Annotated in this window: 20 protein-coding genes and 1 other RNA gene; 15 read left to right on the top strand and 6 right to left on the bottom strand. The window is 73.8% G+C overall.

All coding sequences use genetic code 11. The annotated features are described in order from the left end of the window. Positions 1-50 precede the first annotated feature (50 nt). From ACZ2G1_RS05475 to ACZ2G1_RS05435, 9 genes are all read left to right on the top strand, one after another. Entirely contained in the window at positions 51-1,313 is a 1,263-nt protein-coding gene (locus tag ACZ2G1_RS05475) for a CpaF family protein (RefSeq protein ID WP_017833648.1), read from the top strand. Continuing rightward, entirely contained in the window at positions 1,310-2,167 is an 858-nt protein-coding gene (locus ACZ2G1_RS05470; RefSeq protein WP_272026219.1) for a type II secretion system F family protein, read from the top strand. Before ACZ2G1_RS05475 ends, ACZ2G1_RS05470 begins: the two co-directional genes overlap by 4 nt. Continuing rightward, complete coding sequence (locus ACZ2G1_RS05465; protein ID WP_017833650.1) at positions 2,164-3,108, top strand: type II secretion system F family protein; 945 nt, start codon at positions 2,164-2,166, stop codon at positions 3,106-3,108. The genes ACZ2G1_RS05470 and ACZ2G1_RS05465 overlap by 4 nt, the downstream gene beginning before the upstream one ends. Before the next feature lie 53 nt (positions 3,109-3,161). Further along, entirely contained in the window at positions 3,162-3,386 is a 225-nt protein-coding gene (locus ACZ2G1_RS05460) for a hypothetical protein (RefSeq protein ID WP_017833651.1), read from the top strand. Between the two features lie 2 nt (positions 3,387-3,388). Continuing rightward, positions 3,389-3,796: a TadE/TadG family type IV pilus assembly protein gene (locus ACZ2G1_RS05455; RefSeq protein ID WP_017833652.1), complete on the top strand. Its 408-nt coding sequence runs from the start codon at positions 3,389-3,391 to the stop codon at positions 3,794-3,796. Positions 3,797-3,878: 82 nt separating this feature from the next. Then, positions 3,879-4,304, top strand: a complete 426-nt coding sequence (locus ACZ2G1_RS05450; RefSeq protein WP_237740443.1) for a hypothetical protein — start codon at positions 3,879-3,881, stop codon at positions 4,302-4,304. Then, positions 4,301-4,810, top strand: a complete 510-nt coding sequence (locus ACZ2G1_RS05445) for a pilus assembly protein TadG-related protein (protein WP_017833654.1) — start codon at positions 4,301-4,303, stop codon at positions 4,808-4,810. Before ACZ2G1_RS05450 ends, ACZ2G1_RS05445 begins: the two co-directional genes overlap by 4 nt. 353 nt (positions 4,811-5,163) lie before the next feature. Continuing rightward, positions 5,164-6,057, top strand: coding sequence for a LamG-like jellyroll fold domain-containing protein (locus tag ACZ2G1_RS05440; RefSeq protein WP_470377562.1), 894 nt, complete (start codon positions 5,164-5,166; stop codon positions 6,055-6,057). Positions 6,058-6,239: 182 nt separating this feature from the next. Then, on the top strand, positions 6,240-7,385 hold the full coding sequence (locus tag ACZ2G1_RS05435; protein WP_031283096.1) for a glycerol dehydrogenase: 1,146 nt from the start codon (positions 6,240-6,242) through the stop codon (positions 7,383-7,385). Positions 7,386-7,464: 79 nt separating this feature from the next. Here ACZ2G1_RS05435 and ACZ2G1_RS05430 read toward each other — a convergent pair whose 3' ends face one another. Continuing rightward, a complete protein-coding gene (locus tag ACZ2G1_RS05430; protein WP_109268042.1) occupies positions 7,465-8,625 on the bottom strand; it encodes a glucose-1-phosphate adenylyltransferase family protein in 1,161 nt (386 codons plus the stop codon). An 88-nt stretch (positions 8,626-8,713) separates the two neighbouring features. On the opposite strand from ACZ2G1_RS05430, the gene prfB reads away from it, so the two are divergent. Continuing rightward, positions 8,714-9,835 (top strand): peptide chain release factor 2, encoded by a 1,122-nt coding sequence (gene prfB / locus ACZ2G1_RS05425; RefSeq protein WP_017833658.1) that lies wholly within the window; start codon positions 8,714-8,716, stop codon positions 9,833-9,835. A gap of 77 nt (positions 9,836-9,912) precedes the next feature. On the opposite strand, the gene ACZ2G1_RS05420 is transcribed toward prfB, so the two are convergent. Continuing rightward, positions 9,913-11,148 carry a polysaccharide pyruvyl transferase family protein gene (locus ACZ2G1_RS05420; protein WP_368827613.1) on the bottom strand — a complete coding sequence of 412 codons (1,236 nt, stop codon included), beginning with the start codon at positions 11,146-11,148 and terminating at the stop codon, positions 9,913-9,915. Positions 11,149-11,325: 177 nt separating this feature from the next. On the opposite strand from ACZ2G1_RS05420, the gene smpB reads away from it, so the two are divergent. The 3 genes from smpB (at position 11,326) to ACZ2G1_RS05405 (ending at position 13,243) form a co-directional block, all read left to right on the top strand. Further along, positions 11,326-11,802 carry an SsrA-binding protein SmpB gene (gene smpB / locus ACZ2G1_RS05415; protein ID WP_017833660.1) on the top strand — a complete coding sequence of 159 codons (477 nt, stop codon included), beginning with the start codon at positions 11,326-11,328 and terminating at the stop codon, positions 11,800-11,802. Between the two features lie 87 nt (positions 11,803-11,889). Further along, positions 11,890-12,284: a transfer-messenger RNA gene (gene ssrA / locus ACZ2G1_RS05410) on the top strand. A gap of 161 nt (positions 12,285-12,445) precedes the next feature. Continuing rightward, complete coding sequence (locus ACZ2G1_RS05405; protein ID WP_109243491.1) at positions 12,446-13,243, top strand: DUF4190 domain-containing protein; 798 nt, start codon at positions 12,446-12,448, stop codon at positions 13,241-13,243. Positions 13,244-13,276: 33 nt separating this feature from the next. Here the strand turns inward: ACZ2G1_RS05405 and hisN are convergent, their stop codons facing one another. From hisN to ACZ2G1_RS05385, 4 genes are all read right to left on the bottom strand, one after another. Beyond that, positions 13,277-14,074 carry a histidinol-phosphatase gene (gene hisN, locus ACZ2G1_RS05400; RefSeq protein WP_017833662.1) on the bottom strand — a complete coding sequence of 266 codons (798 nt, stop codon included), beginning with the start codon at positions 14,072-14,074 and terminating at the stop codon, positions 13,277-13,279. A 72-nt stretch (positions 14,075-14,146) separates the two neighbouring features. Then, a complete protein-coding gene (gene rsgA / locus ACZ2G1_RS05395; protein ID WP_017833663.1) occupies positions 14,147-15,256 on the bottom strand; it encodes a ribosome small subunit-dependent GTPase A in 1,110 nt (369 codons plus the stop codon). After that, positions 15,246-16,625, bottom strand: a complete 1,380-nt coding sequence (gene aroA, locus ACZ2G1_RS05390; RefSeq protein ID WP_109243514.1) for a 3-phosphoshikimate 1-carboxyvinyltransferase — start codon at positions 16,623-16,625, stop codon at positions 15,246-15,248. The genes rsgA and aroA overlap by 11 nt, the downstream gene beginning before the upstream one ends. Before the next feature lie 20 nt (positions 16,626-16,645). Continuing rightward, positions 16,646-17,185 (bottom strand): DoxX family membrane protein, encoded by a 540-nt coding sequence (locus tag ACZ2G1_RS05385; protein ID WP_017833665.1) that lies wholly within the window; start codon positions 17,183-17,185, stop codon positions 16,646-16,648. A gap of 309 nt (positions 17,186-17,494) precedes the next feature. On the opposite strand from ACZ2G1_RS05385, the gene ACZ2G1_RS05380 reads away from it, so the two are divergent. Together ACZ2G1_RS05380 and rsrA are read left to right on the top strand one after the other, a co-directional pair. Beyond that, positions 17,495-18,163, top strand: coding sequence for a sigma-70 family RNA polymerase sigma factor (locus ACZ2G1_RS05380; protein WP_017833666.1), 669 nt, complete (start codon positions 17,495-17,497; stop codon positions 18,161-18,163). A gap of 2 nt (positions 18,164-18,165) precedes the next feature. Next, complete coding sequence (rsrA, locus tag ACZ2G1_RS05375; RefSeq protein WP_017833667.1) at positions 18,166-18,432, top strand: mycothiol system anti-sigma-R factor; 267 nt, start codon at positions 18,166-18,168, stop codon at positions 18,430-18,432. Positions 18,433-18,489 lie beyond the last annotated feature (57 nt).

Here is an 18,489-nt window from a genome sequence, read left to right as displayed (position 1 = left end):
GGGAGCGCCGCCGGCGCGGATCCCGCGCCGGGGAACGCGCAGGGGGACGGATGACGGCACTGCTCTCCGAGGACGCGCTCGGGCTGGTCGAGGCCGAGGTGCGCGAGCTCATCCGGCGCCGCGGCCTGGACCCGGTGCTCGAGCTGGAGCGGACCCGGGAGCTGGTGGACGCCGCGGTGCGCGACTACGACCAGCGCTCGGCGCGCGGGGTGCTGCCGGCCCTCGCGGACCTGGACGCCGCCCGGCGGGTGCTGCTGGACCTGGTCGCCGGGTTCGGCCCGTTGCAGCCGCTGCTCGACGACCCGCGGATCGAGGAGATCTGGATCAACGGCCCCGCGGAGGTCTACGCCGCCCGCGGCGGGGAGTCCGAGCTGACGAGCCTCGTGCTGACCGAGGCCCAGATCCGCAACCTGGTGGAGCGGATGCTCAAGTCCTCGGGCCGTCGCCTGGACCTGTCCTCCCCGTTCGTGGACGCGGCGCTGCCGGACGGGTCCCGGCTGCACGTGGTGATCCCGGACGTGACGCGCCGGCACTGGGCCGTGAACATCCGCAAGTTCGTGGCCCGGGCCCGGCGCCTGGACGACCTCGTGGAGCTGGGTGCGCTGCCGCCGCGCGCCGCGCGCTTCCTCGACGCGGCCGTGGCCAGCGGGCTCAACATCCTCGTCTCCGGCGCCACGCAGGCGGGCAAGACCACGCTGCTGAACTGTCTGTGCGCCTCGATCGGCCCCCGGGAGCGGGTGGTGACGGTCGAGGAGATCTTCGAGCTGCAGGTCCCGCTGCGCGACGTCGTGGGGATGCAGTGCCGTCAGCCCAATCTCGAGGGCACGGGCGAGATCCCCCTGCGCCGGCTCGTCAAGGAGGCGCTGCGGATGCGCCCGGACCGGCTCGTGGTCGGGGAGGTCCGGGAGGCGGAGAGCCTGGACATGCTCATCGCGCTCAACAGCGGACTCCCGGGGATGTGCAGCCTGCACGCCAACTCCGCCCGGGACGCCGTGACCAAGATCTGCACCCTGCCGCTGCTGGCGGGGGAGAACATCAGCTCCGGGTTCGTGGTGCCCACGGTGGCCTCGTGCTTCGACCTCGTGGTGCACTGCCACCGGGACCGGCACGGCCGCCGCCGGGTGAGCGAGATCCTCGCGATCGGCAACCGGGTCGAGAACGGCGTGATCGAGACGTACCCGGTCTTCGCCGAGACGGACGGCGCCCTGCTGGCAGTGGCCGCCGAGGCGCCGGCGGCGTGGAAGTTCGAGCGGGCCGGACACCGGGTGAGCGAGCTGCTGGCGGACGACGGCCCGGTCGGAGCAGCGCGGTGAGCGCGGCGCTGGGCGTGCTGCTGGGGGCGGGCGTGTTCCTGCTCTGGTGGTCCTGCTGGGCCGAGGAGGCGCCGCGCGCGGCCGGCCCGCGCCGGCCCGGCCGGCTGCGAGAGCTGCTGCTGCGCGCGGACCTGGCCCGGGTCGGTCCGGCGGGAGTGCTGGCCGCCTGCGCCGCGGCCGGGACGCTGAGCGGACTGCTCGTCGCCGCGGTCACCGGCGCGGCGGTGCTCGGCCTGTGCGCCGCCGTCCTGGGCGGTTGGGTTCCCCTGGCGGTGGTCCAGCACCGGGCCCGGCACCGGGCGGCCGCCCTGCGCGAGGTGTGGCCCGACGTGGTCGACCACCTGCGCTCGGCGATCCGGGCCGGGATGTCCCTGCCCGAGGCGCTGATCCAGCTGCAGTACCGCGGACCCGAGCCGGTGCGCCCGGCCTTCGCCCGGTTCGCCGCCGACTACCGCGCCTCGGGGCAGCTGCAGGGCGCGCTCACCCTGCTCAAGGACCGGCTGGCCGACCCCGTGGCCGACAACATCGTCGAGGCCCTGCGGGTGACCCGGGAGGTGGGCGGGACCGACCTCGGCCGGCTGCTCGGCACGCTGTCCGAGTTCCTGCGGGAGAACACCCGCACCCGCGGAGAGCTGGAGGCCCGGCAGTCCTGGACGGTCAACGCCGCCCGGCTGGCGGTGGCCGCACCGTGGATCGTGCTGGCGCTGATGGCCACCCAGCCCGCCGCGATCCGGGCCTACGACACCCCGGCCGGCGCCCTGGTGCTGATCGGCGGGCTGCTCGTCTCCACGATCGCCTACCGCCTCATGCTGCGGATCGGCGCCCTGCCCGAGCCCGAGCGGGTGCTGCGGTGAGTGCTACCCCCGCCCTGCTGGTGCTCCTCGGCCTGGTGCACGCCGCCGGGCTGTGGCTGGTGCTCACCGGCGCCCGGGTCACCGGCCGGCCGTCCTTCGCGACCCGGATCGCCCCGCAGCTGCGCTCAGTGGAGGTCGAGTCGGCGCTGCTCGCCCGCCCCGGGCGCCGCTCCGCCCGGACACCCGGCCGGGCCGCAGCGGGGCTGGACCCGGTCGTGCGCGGGCTGGCCCACCGCGTGTTCCGGCACGCCGCCCCGTCGGCGGCCCTGGAGGGACGCCTGGTCCGGGCGGGCGTCAGCACCACGGCGGCGGACTTCCGCGCCGAGCAGCTCCTGTGCGCGACGGGGGGCCTGCTGCTCGGCGTCCTGCTCGGCGTGGCCGCCGAGGCGCGCTGGGGCACGGGTCCCGGCGGGGTGCTGCTGGCCGTGGGCGCGGCCACGGCCGCCGGGCACCTGCTGCGCGGGCACCTGCTGAGCCGGCGGATCCGGCTCCGCGAGGCCCGGATGCTGGCCGAGTTCCCCGCCGTCGCCGAGCTGATGGCGCTGTCGGTGGGCGCGGGGGAGAGCGCGGTGGGTTCGCTCGAGCGGGTGTGCCGGGTCGCGGAGGGAGAGCTCACCGCGGAGTTCCGCGCGGTGCTCGCACAGACGCGGTCCGGCGCCGGACTCGTGCACGCCCTCCAGGACTTCTCCGCGCGCACCCCGGTGGCGCCCATCGGGCGGTTCGTGGACGGCATCGTCGTGGCCATCGAGCGCGGCACGCCCCTGGCGGACGTGCTGCGGGCCCAGGCCCAGGACGTGCGGGACAACGACAAGCGCGAGCTGATGGAGGCCGCCGGGCGCAAGGAGATCGCCATGATGGTGCCCCTCGTGTTCTGCGTGCTGCCGCTGACGGTCGTGTTCGCCGTGTTCCCCGGGATCGCCGTGCTGGAGCTCGGCTTCTGACCTCTCATCCGGGCGGCCGGGAACCGGCAGCCCTCCAGGAAAGGACACACCCCATGACACACCTCCACCGGTTCGCCGCCCTGCTCGGCGTCCTCACCCTGACCCTCGCCGCGCTGCGCGAGCGGCTCGCCGCCGATGATCCGGACCGCGGGGACGTCCCCGGCTGGGTGATGCTGACCCTGATGTCCGCGGTGCTCGTGGCCGGTCTGCTGCTGGTGGCGCAGCCGGCCCTGGAGGGGCTCTTCCAGGACGCGATGGCGCGCGTGAGCCAGAACTGAGGATGGACGAGGAGCGCGCCCGGCCGGGCGCCGGGCCCCCGGGGACGGACCGGGGCAGTGCGGTGGTCGAGTACGTCATGGTGGCCGGCCTCGTGGCGATGATCTTCGCCGCCACGCTGCAACTGGCCCTGGCCCTGCACGTGCGCAACACGCTGATCGACGCCGCCGCGGCGGGCGCCCGGTACGGCACCCTGGCCGACCGGTCGCCCGAGGACGGGGTCGAGCGGACCCGCCGGATCGTCTCCGGCGCCCTCGGCCCCCGGTACGCCCAGGACGTCGTCGCGACCACCGCGGCGGTGGGCGAGCTGCGGACCCTGGAGATCACGGTGGTCTCGCCCCTGCCCGTGGTGGCGCTGTTCGGTCCGCCCGACTCCCTGGAGGTGCGCGGCCATGCCGTCCTCGGGGATTGAAGCTCCTGCCTCCAGCGGAGCAGCGGCATCGACGGCATCGACCGCCTCGACCACGGCGGCCCGTGCGGCCGGGCCGCCCGATGTGCTCGGGAGGACTGCGGGCGGTGACGAGGGCAGCGCGGTCGTGGAGTTCGTGGCGCTGGGCACGCTGCTGCTCGTCCCCGTGGTCTACTTCGTGCTCGCGGTGGCCCAGGTCCAGGCCGGGGCCTTCGGAGTGGTGGCCGCCGCGCAGCAGGCGTCCCAGGTGCTGGCCCGGGCCGAGCCCGGTGCGCTCTCGGACACCGGGCTGACCGCGGCGGCGCGGCTGGCGGCCGCGGACCAGGGCTTCGCCCCCGACCGGCTGGCGCTCCGCCTCGAGTGCTCCGACGGGGCGTGCGCGGAGCCCGGTGCGGTGGCCACGGTGCACGCCACCCTGGAGGTCCCGCTGCCGCTGGTGCCCGGGTTCACCGACCTGGACGTGGCCGTGCTGACGTCCTCGGCCACGGTCGTGATCGGCCGCTACGGATGAGCGGGCGGACCGCCGGACCCGGCCCGCGCCGGGACGGGAGCCGGGACCAGAACCGGGACCACGCCCGGGGCGAGGACCGGGACGACGGGCAGGTGACGATCCTGGTCATCGGCTTCGCGGTCGTGCTGCTCCTGCTCACGGTCGTGGTCATGGGGGTCACCGCGGTCTACGTGGGGGAGCGCAAGCTGCAGGTGCTGGCCGACAACGCCGCGCTCGCCGCGGCCGACACGTTCGTGGCGCTGGAGCCGGGGACGGGCGGCGCCCCGCCCGTCACGGTCCTGGACGACGACGCCGTGGCAGGGGCGGCGACCGCCTACCTCGACACCGTCAGCGCCTGGGCGGGAACGCCGGGCCTGGCCCTGGCCGCACCCACCGGGAGCCCGGACGGGCGGACCGCCGAGGTGACCCTGGCCGCCGTCGTGCACCCGCCGGTGGTCAACCTCCTGGTGCCCGACGGCATCCCGATCACCGCCACGAGCGAGGCCCGCGCGCGACTGGGCCGATGACGCGGCCCACCCGGTTCCGCTGACCCGCGCGGCCGCTCCGGGGGCGGCTCGGCCGGTGCGGGAGGCACGGCGCTCGCAGACGTCAGGGCCGGCCCCGGACCGGGCGACGGAGATGGTCACCGTTCGGGTGCTGTTCGGCGCGATCTCATTGACCGCCCGGGCGCGGCGGCGCACGCTGGTGCCGAGGGATGTTCCTCCGGACCGGTCCTCGGGAGTGCATCGGTCCTGGTGGGGAGGAGGTGTCGCGACGACGTCCGGTGCGGCCGCACGGCCGGCACCGCAGTGAGCGGGACGCGCACCACGGGAGCAACCGGTGCGGGCGGTCCCGTCCGACACCACATCGAGGTCTCGACATGAGCACTGTTCGCGCGCGGGGACGGTGGAGCACGCCGGTGCAGGGCGTGCTGACGCTGCTGCTCGCGCTGGCGCTGGGCATCGCAGGGCTTCCGCCGTCGGCCGCCCGGGACGATCCCGGGGACGTCCTGCGGACCGCGGCCCGCCCGCTCTCCTACGACGACACCGTCCGGAAGGACGGACCCGCCGCGTACTGGGCCATGCGCAGCCCCGGTGCGGGCACGGAGAAGGACCTGGTGGGCAGGCTCCACGGCAGCTACCACGGCAAGCCGAAGCGGGCGACCCTGCCCAACGGCGACACGGCCGCGGACTTCGACGGCACCGGTCAGTACCTCCAGGTGCCCGATGCCGCCGCCGTCAGCGCGGGCACGCGCGGCGTGCTCACCGTCGAGGCGTGGATGCGCCCCGACGCGCTGGACTTCCGGTCCCAGGAGGGTTCGGGGTACGTGCACTGGATGGGCAAGGGCGCGCCGAGGAACCACGAGTACGTCGCGCGGATGTACTCGAAGAGCAACTCCGAGAACCGGCCGAACCGCATCTCCGGCTACGCGTTCAACCCCTCCGGAGGGGAGGGGCCGGGGTCCTACTTCCAGGTGCCGGTGCGCAGGGGGGAGTGGATCCACTACGTGCTCGTCATCAACGCCAAGGACAAGGGCGGGAACTATCCGAACGGCTACACGAAGATCTACCGCAACGGGCAGCGCATGGACCAGGACGACCTGGAGCACGACGGCACGGTCGTCGTGCCCCGGCGCGGCAGCGCGCCGTTCCGCGTCGGCACCCGGGACCTGAGGTCGTTCTTCGACGGGGCCGTCGGCAAGGTGGCGGTCTACACCAAGGAGCTGCCCAGGAAGCAGGTGGAGGAGCACTACCGGGTGATGACCACGCGGTGAGGACCGGGGCGCGGCCCGGCCCGGACGGCGGGAGGCGACGGCGACGCGTCCCCGGTTTCTCAGCCGGCGAGAACGTCCCTGGTGCCGGCCGCGGGGACGTTCCTATGCTGGCGGGCACCCGGGAGATCATCCCGGACGGCGGGGGGAACGACCTGCCGGCCCCGTCGTCGAAGGAGAAGGCCATGGACGCTCCCGTCCGCTCCGTCATCAGCCCAGGACGCTACGTCCAGGGACCGGGCGCCATCGCCTGCCTGGGAGAGTATCTCGCCGCCGTCGGGCAGACACCCCTGGTGGTGGCCGACGACGTCGTCTGGGGGTTCGTGGGCCACGACGTGGAGGCGTCCCTGGCGCGGGCCGGCATGGCGACCACGCGCGAGGCCTTCAACGGCATCCCCTCGGCCGGGGAGATCGACCGGCTCACGGCGGTCATCCGCGCGGCGGGGGCCGACGTGGCCGTGGCCGTGGGCGGCGGCAGCACCATCGACGCGGTCAAGGCCTCGGGGTTCCTCGCCGGGATCCGGTGGGTCAGCGTCCCCACCGTCGCCTCCACCGACGCGCCGACCTCGGCGCTGGCGGTCGTCTACACCGACGAGGGCGTCTTCGAGGAGTACCGCTTCTTCCCCCGCAACCCCGACCTCGTCCTCGTCGACTCCCAGCTGGTGGCCAACGCGCCGGCGACCTTCCTGGCGGCGGGCGTCGGCGACGCCCTGGCCACCTGGCTGGAGGCCAGGGCCACCGCCGCCTCGGGGTCGCTGACCATGGCCGGGGGCACGGCCACCCTCACGGGCACCGCCCTGGCCCGGCTGAGCTGGGACGTCCTGTGGGACAACGCCCTCGTGGCGATGGACGCCGCCCGGGACCACGTCGTGACCCCGGCACTGGAGAAGGTCATCGAGGCCAACACCCTGCTCTCCGGGCTCGGCTTCGAGTCCGGCGGACTGGCGGCGGCCCACGCCGTCCACAACGGACTGACCGCGGCGCCGCAGACCCACGGCCTGGCCCACGGGCAGAAGGTCAACATCGGCTCCATCACCCAGCTCGTGCTGGAGGGCGCCCCGAGCTCGGAGATCGTGGACTTCATCGAGTTCACCACCCGGGTCGGGCTGCCGACCACCCTCACGGAGATCGGGCTGCGCGCGGAGGACACCGAGGAGATCCGGGCCGTGGCGCGGGCCGCCACCGTGGAGAGCGAGACCATCCACAGCATGCCCTTCACCGTGCGGGCGGACGACGTCGCCGCGGCGCTGACCTCCATCGAGCGCCTCGGCCGGCGGGTGCGTGCCCGCGCCGGCCTGCCCGAGCCGCAGCCCTACCGCCACGCCCACTAGCGTCCCGCCCGGACACGATCCGTCCGGGCGGTCCCGTCCCGGGCGGGTCCCGCCCCGGCGGGACCGGTCCGCGGAGGGCTCAGTGACCGCGGGGCAGGACCGCCCCGCGGTCGAACTCCTCGGTGGCCGCCACGGCGCCCGTGCCGTCGATCAGGGTCACGGCGCCCGCGGCGCCGTGCGCACCCGCGGAGATGTCGGCTCCCGTGTCGGCGAGGACGTTCTCGAGGGTCACCCCGGCTCCCACCCGGACGCCGTCCAGCAGCACCGAGCTGCGCACCGTGGCGCCCTCCTCGACGACGACGCCGGGGCCGAGCACCGAGTGCTCCACGGCGCCGCGCACCATCGCGCCCGCGGCGACCATCGACCCGCGCAGCTCGGCGCTGCCGGCGATCCGGGCGGGCACCCGCTGCGGCTGGGCCGAGAGGATCGGCCAGCCGGGGTCGTCCAGGGCCACGCCGTCGCCGTCGAGCATCTGCATGTGGGCGGTCCAGTAGGACTGCAGGGTGCCCAGGTCCATCCAGTACCCGTCCAGGCGGTGCTCCACCACCCTGCGGTGCGCCACGAACCACGGGACCAGGTCGTTGCCGTAGTCCTCGAGCCCGCCCTCCTGCTCGTGCACGAGGTCCAGGGCCTCCAGCAGCTTCTCCGCGTCGTAGAGGAACATCTCGGCCGCGACCAGCCGCCCCCGGGGCTCGTCCGGCTTGTAGTCGAAGCCGGTGACGCGGCCGCCGTCGTCGGCCTGCACCACGCCGTAGCGGGAGGGGTCCTCGTCGACGAGCGTGGTGACCACGGTCAGGTCGGCGCCCCGCTCGAGGTGGGTGTCGATCACGTCGAGGAAGTTCAGCGTGTACAGGTGGTCGGCGCTGAGCACCAGGACCAGGTCCGGGGCGAAGTCGCGGATCAGGTCCTTCTGCCGGTAGAGCGAGTCCGCGTTGCCCTCGGCGAAGCCCTCGCCCTCGGTGCCCTGGTACGGGGGCAGGACCTGGAGCCCGCCGTGGGTGCGGTCGAGGTCCCAGGGGCGCCCGTTGGCCAGGTGCTGGTTGAGGCTGTGCGGAAGGAACTGCTCGACGACCCACACGTCCGAGAGGTGGGAGTGCACGAGGTTGGACAGGGCGACGTCGATGAGCCGGTAGGTGCCCGCCACGGGGAGGGCGGGCTTGACCTTCTTCTCGGTCAGGGCGCCGAGCCGGGAGCCCTTCCCGCCGGCGAGGACCAGGGCCAGCGTGCGAGGGATGCGCATCGTGCTTCCTTCCTCTCGGCACCATCCTGCCAGAGGGACGCCGGGCCGGGCCGGGGCGATTTGCCCCCATGGGATAATCTTGGCTTCCATGGCCTCCCTTGACTTTCCGGCAGAGATCTCCGCCCTCCGTTCCACGTTCGCGTCCATCGAGGCCGTGAGCGACGTCGACGCCATCAAGCGGGACATCGCCGAGCTCTCGCAGCAGGCGACCGCCCCGGACCTGTGGGACGACCAGGCCGCGGCGCAGAAGATCACCTCCAAGCTCTCCCACAAGCAGTCCGACCTCGAGCGGCTCGAGAAGCTCGGCGGCCGCATCGACGACATCGAGGTCATGGTGCAGCTGGCCGCCGAGGAGGACGACGCGGAGACCCTGGAGCTCGCCGTGGAGGAGCTCGCCGCGGTCAAGAAGGCGCTCTCCCGGCTGGAGGTCCAGACCCTGCTCTCGGGCGAGTACGACGAGCGCGAGGCCGTGGTGACCATCCGCTCCGGCGCCGGCGGCGTGGACGCCGCCGACTTCGCCGAGATGCTCATGCGCATGTACCTGCGCTGGGCGGAGCGCCACGGCTACCCGACCACCGTCCTGGACACCTCCTACGCGGAGGAGGCGGGCCTGAAGTCCGCGACCTTCGAGGTCAAGGCCCCCTACGCCTTCGGCACCCTGTCCGTCGAGGCCGGCACCCACCGGCTCGTCCGCATCTCCCCCTTCGACAACCAGGGGCGGCGCCAGACCTCGTTCGCGGCGGTGGAGGTCATCCCGCTCATCGAGCAGGACGACTCGATCGAGATCCCCGAGTCCGAGATCAAGGTGGACGTCTTCCGCTCCTCGGGCCCCGGCGGGCAGTCCGTGAACACCACGGACTCCGCCGTGCGGATGACCCACATCCCCACGGGCATCGTCGTGTCCATGCAGAACGAGAAGTCCCAGATCCAGAACCGCGCCGCCGCGCTGCGCGTGCTCCAGTCGCGGCTGCTCCTGCAGCGCCAGGAGGAGGAGAGCGCCAAGAAGAAGGAGCTGGCCGGGGACGTCAAGGCGTCCTGGGGCGACCAGATGCGCTCCTACGTCCTGAACCCGTACCAGATGGTCAAGGACCTGCGGACCAACCACGAGGAGGGCAACCCCTCCGCGATCTTCGACGGCGCGATCGACGGCTTCGTCGACGCCGGGATCCGCTGGCGCGCCGACCAGCGCCACGCCCCGGCCGACGCCTGAGCTCCCGCGGGACCCCTGACCGGGCCCCGGCCGGTCCCGCGACCGGCCGGGGCCCGGTGCCCTGGGAGGGCGGGCGCTCAGCGGCGCAGGAAGCGCGCCACCGTCCGTCCCGGCCGGGTGCGGGGCTCCGTCCCGGCGGGGTCGTCCTCGGGGGCCGCTGCCGCCGGGTACAGCTCCTCCGCCTCCCGCAGCTTGGTGCGGTGCAGCCGCGCGGCCGTGGCGGGGAAGGCGTGCGACCGGGCGGGCGCGTACGGCTCCGTGCCGCCGGTGGGCGTGACGGACCACCCCGTGCCGGCCTCGAGCAGCGACTGGTGCTTGACGCGGTAGTAGTCGGGGCTGACCTCCAGCGCGGTGCCCTCCGCGCCGCACGCGGCGGCGAGCAGGTGGAAGTGGAACCGCGAGGTGATCCACGTCTGACCCGGCCGGGCCGGGAAGCCCTCCTGCCAGAGCCGCGTGAACGGCACGAAGTTCTCCTCGGGGACGAGGTCGGCGAGCCGGTCGAAGGCCGCGCGGTCCGCGCCGGGGATCGCCTCGAGGTAGCGCACGGTCCGGCCCGCCAGTGCCGGACCCGTCAGCGCGGCCCGCACGGCGGCGACGGCGCCGTCGAGGATCCCGGGCTCGGTCATGTCGCTCTGCAGGCACACCCACACGTCGCCGTCGTCCGTCCCCTCGGCGGGCGCGCCGGTGAAGCCCGCGAGGCCGGGCAGGCCGAGGAAGGCGTCGTCGGGGGCGCGGTCGGCGCGGGCGAGCTGGGCGCTGGGCGCGTCACGGACCGTGGCGTGGTCGAAGGCGCCGAGCGCGGCGCGCAGGCCCTCGGCGTCGGTGGCGGGGGCCAGGCCCAGGCCGGTGGCGGCCAGCCGCGCCCCGGAGACCTGGCGCAGCCGCAGCGCCGCCCGGAGCAGGCGCGCGTGGTGCGGCCAGATGGAGTTCAGGTACCCGCCCCCGAGGAAGTGCACGGAACTCGCGCGCCGGGCGCCGAGCAGGCCGAGGTCGTAGCGCGGGGACCCCAGGTGCGTCACCACCCGGTCCACGTGGGCGTCCGCCGCGGCCGGGTCCATGCCGGTCGTCTCGAAGGCGAGCCGCCACAGGGTGTCGGTGGTCCGCAGACCCGGGTGCAGTCCGTCGAACAGGTGGGACGCCAGCCCCGGGTGGGGGCAGTCGAGCCACACCTCGGCGCCGGGCCGGGCGCGGGCGAGGAAGCGCAGCCACGAGGCGGCGATGAACTCGTCGCCGAAGTTCGGGTGACCGCTCGTGCCGACGAGGTACAGGACGTCCGCAGCGGGCGGGCGCTCGGTGGGGACTGGCTCCAGCATCCGCCCAGCCTACCGGGTGCGGCGGGGTGACCTGGGGCGACGCTCCTGGGCGGGGCGCCGCCGGGTCCGGGTGCCGGCCGTGGTCCCGCGCGAGGGCCGTGGCGTAGGATGGAGGATCTGCCGCGTGCCCCGGTGCGCGGCACGTTCCCGTCCGCACCGTCCCCAGGGAGGAGGCCCATGGCCAAGAAGGACACTGGTCGCCAGGTCGTCGCCAACAACAAAAAGGCCCGGCACGACTACCACATCCTCGACACCTACGAGGCGGGTCTCGCGCTCATGGGCACCGAGGTGAAGTCCCTGCGCATGGGGCGCGCGTCGCTCGTGGACGGGTTCTGCCAGTTCACCGACGGCGAGCTGTGGCTCGAGGGCGTCCACATCCCCGAGTACCTGCAGGGGTCGTGGACCAATCACTCCGCCCGCCGCCGCCGCAAGCTGCTCCTGCACCGCAGCGAGATGGACAAGATCCAGCAGAAGACGCGGGAGTCCGGCTTCACGATCGTGCCGCTGTCCCTCTACTTCGTGGACGGGAAGAAGGCCAAGGTCGAGATCGCCGTGGCCAAGGGCAAGCGGGAGTACGACAAGCGCCAGACCCTGCGGGAGCAGCAGGACAACCGCGAGGCCCAGCGGGCCATGCGCTACAAGAACCTGGGCTGAGGGTCCGGGGCGAATGCTTGCGGTTGGCGGGTACCGCGCGGTAGAATGGTGTGTCCCGCTGCGGCGGGGTGCTTGACAACAAAATACGGGGATGATCGGTTTCGACGATGTGAGTTGAGACAGGGGAAGCGGGTCGAGGACGCAGAGTTATCTCGTAAACGCTCTCTGTAAAACAATAGTTGCCAATTCTCAGAGCAACGTCGCCAAGTCTCAGAACGCCTTCGCCCTCGCGGCGTAAGCGCAACCAGACTACTTAGGTGACTGTCAGCCCGGGTTCGCCTTCGACCCGGGGTCTGGCATCAATCAGGAGGCCACTGCTCCAGCCGTTCGTCGCGGGCGTCTGGAGAACACTTTCGCGACTGAGTCCGTCGGCCACGTGTCTGCACGAGGGCCGGGACTGAGAAAACGCCACGCAGACTGCACCCGGAGAAGCCCTGACAATGCTGCATCGGACGGGGGTTCAATTCCCCCCATCTCCACGAGATCCCTGACCGGGGAGCGCCGCGAGGCGCTCCCCGGTTTTTTCGTGCCCGGATCGTTCCGGGGGCAGGCGGGCGCCGTGCCGCCGCCCGGGAAGGGGCACGTCCCGGCGGGCCGTGTGACAAGCTGGTGGCGTACCGCAGACGACCGAAAGGGCAATGCCATGAGCCACAACGACAACACGCCAGACCAGAGCGGCACCGGTGCCGGCGGGTCGTCGAGCTCCGGTCGCCACGACCCGCCCGAGTACGGTCAGCGCGTCGAGGGAGCGCCTTCGGGACCCTCCTACGAGCCGCCGCGCTCCGGCCAGGGCGGCGCCGGCGACCCGTACGCCACACCGCAGTACGGCCAGGGGCAGCAGGGCTACCAGAGCCAGTACGGCCAGGGCCAGTACGGCGGCCAGGGCTACCAGGGCCAGGACTCCTACGGCCAGGGGCAGCAGGGCTACCAGGACCAGTACCGCCAGGGCCAGTACGACCAGGGTCAGTACGGCGGCCAGGGCTACCAGGGCCAGGGCCAGTACGACCAGGGCCAGTACGGCGGCCCGGGCTACCAGGGGCAGCAGGGCTACCAGGGGCAGTACGACATGAACCAGTACGGCGCGAGCCCGCGGCCCGCCGGCACGGGGCTGGGCATCGCCTCCCTGGTGCTGGGCATCGTGGCGCTGCTGACGTGCTGGTTCGTGCTCGGCCTCGTCCCGGGCCTCGTGGGCCTGGTGCTGGGCATCGTGGCGCTGCGCAAGCTGGGCAGGACGCCCGGCGCGTCCAAGGCCCTGCCGATCATCGGCATCGTGCTCAGCGTCCTGGCGATCCTGGCGAGCATCCTCTTCCTGGTGCTCTTCGGGGCGCTGTTCGGGGAGTTCGGGCCGGCCATGGAGGCCTGCTCGCAGTTCTCCAATGACCAGGCGGCGTTCCAGCAGTGCATCGAGCGGGAGATGGGCTTCACCGGCCAGGACCTCTGACCCCGGCCGGAGACCGACGACGACGGGGGCGGCTCAGGAGCCGGTCGCGAGCAGCCCCAGCACCTCGTCGTGCAGCAGGCCGTTGGTGGCCAGCGCGTTGCCGCCGAAGGGCCCGGGCTCGCCCTCGAGGGACGTGAACCGGCCGCCGGCCTCCTCGACCACGGGCACCAGCGCGGCCATGTCGTGCAGGCTGAGCTCGGGCTCGCAGGCGATGTCCACGGCGCCCTCGGCGAGGAGGCAGTAGGACCAGAAGTCGCCGTAGGCCCGGGTCCGCCAGACCTCGTCGGTGAGCTCCAGGAAGCGCTCGCGCACCCCGCGGTCCCGCCACCCCGTGAGCGAGGAGTAGGACAGCGAGGCGTCGGACAGCCGCCCCACCTGGGATACGTGGATCCGCTGGGCGTTGGCCAGGGACTTGCCGGTGAACGCGCCCGTGCCGGCCGCCGCCCACCAGCGGCGCCCGAGCGCCGGCGCGGAGACCACGCCGACCACCGGCCGGCCCTCGTCGACGAGGGCGATCAGGGTGGCCCACACCGGCACGCCGCGCACGAAGTTCTTGGTGCCGTCGATGGGGTCCACGACCCACTGCCGGGCGCCGCTGCCGGTGGCGCCGTACTCCTCGCCGATCACGGCGTCCCGGTTGCGCGCGCGCCCCAGCTGGGTGCGGATGAGCTGCTCGGCCTCGCGGTCGGCGTCCGTGACGGGGGTGAGGTCGGGCTTGGTCTCCACCGTGAGGTCCTGGGCCTTGAACCGGCGCATGGTCAGGCGGTCCACGGCGTCGGCCAGGATGTGGGCGAGGCGGAGGTCGTCGGTGTAGTTGCTGGGGCTGCGCATTGGTCCAACCTACCCCGAACCGCGGTCCCGGGCCTGGTCGGGCGGGGGTGCGAGGCACCCCCGCCCGACGGCTCACTGGACGCCGAGCTCCTTGTCCTCGCGGGACTCCCCGGGGCGCTCCCCGGCCCCGAGCAGCCGGCGCAGGGAGACCAGCCGGGACTCGCCCGCCTCCCCGGCGCGGCCCTGCGCCACCCAGGCGTCCAGGGCGCAGCCGGGGGACGTCCCCGTGTGCCGGCAGCCCTTGGGGCACTCGGCGATCGCCTCGGCGAGCTCGTCGAAGGACTCCACGATCCGGTCGTGGTCCACGTGCGCCAGGCCGAACGAGCGGATGCCGGGGGTGTCGATGATCCAGGACCCGGGGGAGGCGTCCTCGATCTTCAGGGCGAGGGCCGACGACGACGTGTGCCGGCCCCGTCCGGTCACGGCGTTCACCCCGCCCGTGGCCCGGTCGGCGCCCGTGAGGGCGTTGACGAGGGTGGACTTGCCCACGCCGGAGTGGCCCAGCAGCACCGAGACGTGGCCGTCGAGACGCTCGCGCAGGGCCTCGACGAGCGCCGGGTCGAGGGGCAGCGTGGTCCCGTCGTCGTCGGCCGGGACGTCGCGGGCGGGTCCCGAGACGAGCACGGGCAGCTCGAGCGCCGTGTAGTGGGAGATCAGCTCGGCGGGGTCCCGCAGGTCGGTCTTGGTGATGCACAGCAGCGGTTCGATGCCGGCGTCGTAGGCGGCCACGAGGGAGCGGTCGATGAACCCGGTGCGGGGCTCGGGGTTGGCGGCGGCAACGACGACCACGAGCTGGTCGGCGTTGGCCACCACGACCCGCTCGACCGGGTCGGTGTCGTCCGCGCTGCGGCGCAGGACGGTGGAGCGCTCCTCGATCCGCACGAGGCGGGCCAGGCTGTCCGGGGCGCCGCTGACGTCGCCGACGAGACCCACGAGGTCGCCCGCGACCACGGGCCGGCGGCGCAGCTCCCGGGCGCGCACGGCCACGACCAGCCGCTCCCCGGGGGTGTCCTCCTCGAGGATCGCGGTGTAGCGGCCGCGGTCCACGGTGACGATGCGGCCGGTGACGGCGTCCTCGTGCGCCGGCCGCTCCTTGGTGCGCGGGCGGGAGCCGGTCTTGCTGGGACGGACGCGCACGTCCGACTCGTCCCAGTCGCGCCGGACGGAGTCCCTACGCGTCACGGCTCGTGCCCGTGAGCTCCGCCCACAGCCGGGGGAACTCGGGGAGGGTCTTGGCGGTGGTCGCGATGTTCTCGACCCGGACGTCCGGGACCACGAGGCCGATCACGGCGCCGGCGGTGGCCATCCGGTGGTCCTCGTAGCTGTGGAACGTCCCGCCGTGCAGGGGGGCCGGCCGGATCAGCAGCCCGTCCGCGGTCTCCTCGGCGTCGCCGCCGAGCCGGTTGATCTCCGTGACGAGCGCGGCGAGCCGGTCGGTCTCGTGGCCGCGCAGGTGGGCGATGCCGCGCAGCCGCGAGGGCGTGCCGGCGACCGCGCACACGGCCGCGACGGTGGGCGCGAGCTCCCCGGCCTCGCCGAGATCGAGGTCGACCCCGGTCACCGCGTCCGGTCCCGTGACGGTGAAGGTCCCGTCCGTGAGCTCCACCGCCGCGCCGAAGGCCGGGAGGATGTGCTTCCAGTGGTCGCCGCCCTGGGTGGTGCGGTCGGGCCAGCGGGGCACCGAGACCCGTCCGCCGGTCACCACGGCCGCGGCCAGGAAGGGGCCGGCGTTGGAGAGGTCCTGCTCGATGGTCACGTCGAAGGCCCGCACCGGCCCGGGGGAGACCCGCCACTCGTCGGGCACGGAGTCGTCCACGGAGACGCCGAGGCCGCGCAGCACCTCGACGGTCATCTCGACGTGCGGCATGGACGGCACACCGCGCCCCGAGCCGTCGGCGCTGCGGTGGCGCAGCACGAGCCCGTCGTCGAACCGGGCACCCGCGAGCAGCAGGGCCGAGACGAACTGGCTCGAGCCGGTGGCGTCGATCTCCAGCTCCCCGCCGCGCACGCCGCCGGTGCCGTGCACGGTGAAGGGCAGCCGGCCCCGGCCGTCGTCCTCGACCAGCAGGCCGAGCGCGCGCAGGGCGTCGATCACCGGCCCCATGGGACGCACCCGGGCGCCCGGGTCGCCGTCGAAGGTGACGGGACGCCGTGCGAGGGTGGCGACCGGCGGCACGAAGCGCATCACGGTCCCGGCCAGCCCGCACTCGACCGTGACCGGTTCGGCGGCGTCCCAGGGGGCGGGCTCGACGAGCAGGTCGGGGCCGAAGCCGCCGTCCCCGGGCACTTCCTCGACGCGGGCCCCGAGGGCCCGCAGGGCCTCGACCATCAGCCGCGAGTCGCGGGAGTGCAGGGGCGAGCGCAACCGGCACGGACCGTCCGCCAGGGCGGCGAGCAGCAGGTACCGGTTGGTGAGGGACTTCGAGCCCGGCACCGTCAGCTCGGCGACGACGGGACGGGGCCCGACGAACGGAGCCGGCCACAGCTCGTGCTGCGGGGCCGGCTCCGCGGCGTCGGGACGGGCTGCGGGGGCGGAGGACTCCGGCGGCATCACGACAGGGGGACCGGGGCCTAGCCCTGCTTGACGGCGTGCTGGAGGGCCTTCTCGGCCTTGGCCACCTGCTTCTGGGTGTCCTTGCCCAGCTTGGAGGCGTTCTTGCGGACGTCCCCGGCGAGGTGCTCGGCACGCCACAGCAGGGACGGGTTGCCCTCGGTGTCCACGGCGGCGAGCATGACGGCGCCCACCAGGGAGGAGTTCTTGAAGGCGGTGGAGCGGCGGGCGGCCTTCTGCTCCGGGGTGCTCGCCTCCGCGGCGCGGTAGTCGGCGTAGGCGTTGAGCGCGGTGGTGGTGACGAGCACGCCGGCCGAGAGGCGGGGCAGCTTGCCCAGCCCGAAGAGCACGGCGGCGCCGAGCTGCGCCGCGGCCAGGCCCTGGGCCACCACGGCGTGGTTCTGCAGCGCGGGTCCGGCCTGGGGGAAGGCCTTCGTGGCGGCGGAGATCGCCGGGGCGAGGTGCTGGGCGGCCTGGGACGAGTTGCGGAAGCTCTCCACCCCGTTGGCGACGTAACCGGTGGCCAGCAGCGGGCGGGCGATGCGACGGACGATGCTCATGGGTTCCTCCTCGGCGGCAGACGGTACCGCGGGGCTGTGTCGGGCGGGTCTGGATCGGCGGACGGCGCCGCTCGTCCCATCCTAGCCACGGGGACCGCGCCCGGGGCGCACACGGGCCGGGCGCGGTGGGAATAGGTGCGACGGTGACACCCGTTGTGCAGGACAGCGGCCGCCCCGTCCGGGGCAGGTCACCGGCACAGGTTTTCGGAGGGACCCGCACGGCGGGGGAGAGGAGCAGTCATCACCGCCCCCACGAGCGTTCTCGAGCCCGCCCCGGCCCGCGCGCGCGTCCCCGTAGACTGGTCCGTGATGAACGAGCAGAACCAGCAGGGGGCCGCCCCCCAGCGCACCGAGCCGCCCGTCGACGTCGAGACCGAGTCCCCCGAGGACCGGAAGGCGCGCTTCGAGCAGGACGCCATGGTGTACGTGGACCAGCTCTACGCCGCCGCCCTGCGCATGGCTCGCAACCCGGCCGACGCCGAGGACCTCGTGCAGGAGGCCTACACGAAGGCGTTCTCCGCGTTCCACCAGTACAAGCCCGGCACGAACCTCAAGGCGTGGCTGTACCGCATCCTCACGAACACGTACATCAACCTCTACCGCAAGCGGCAGCGCGAGCCGCTGCAGGCGAACACCGACACCGTCGAGGACTGGCAGCTGCACCGCGCCGAGTCCCACACGTCCTCGGGGCTGCGCTCCGCGGAGGTGGAGGCGCTGGACCACCTGCCGGACAGCGACGTCAAGCGCGCCCTGCAGGAGCTGCCCGAGGAGTTCCGGCTGGCGGTGTACTTCTCCGACGTGGAGGGCTTCGCCTACAAGGAGATCTCCGAGATCATGGACACGCCGATCGGGACGGTGATGTCCCGCCTGCACCGCGGGCGGAAGCTGCTGCGCGAGAAGCTCGCCGACTACGCCGCCGAGCGCGGCTTCGACACGTCCAGGGTGACCGGCGACAAGAAGAAGGAAAAGGACAAGTAGACATGGCCGACTGCGAGAGCCTCGGATGCTGCACGGACGAGAGGATCCGCCTGATCTACGAGTACCTCGACGGGGTGCTCCCGGCGGACGACCTCGACGAGATCCACGGCCACCTCCTCGAGTGCCCGGAGTGCGCCCGCGAGTACGACCTGGAGTGCGTGATCCGCTCCGTGGTCCGGCGGTCCTGCGCGGAGACCGCGCCCGCCGACCTGCGGGTCTCGATCCTCGCCCGGCTGCACGGCGCGCGCCAGGACCCGCCCGCCGCCTGAGCGCGGCGCCCCGGCTCCCGCACGGCAGGACCTCCGGGCACACGGAAGGGCCCCGGA

It is taken from the genome of Kocuria sp. KKT182, from assembly GCF_055635395.1.
The sequence above is the reverse complement of the archived record's forward strand: the minus strand, read 5'-3'. Positions and strand labels throughout refer to the sequence as shown.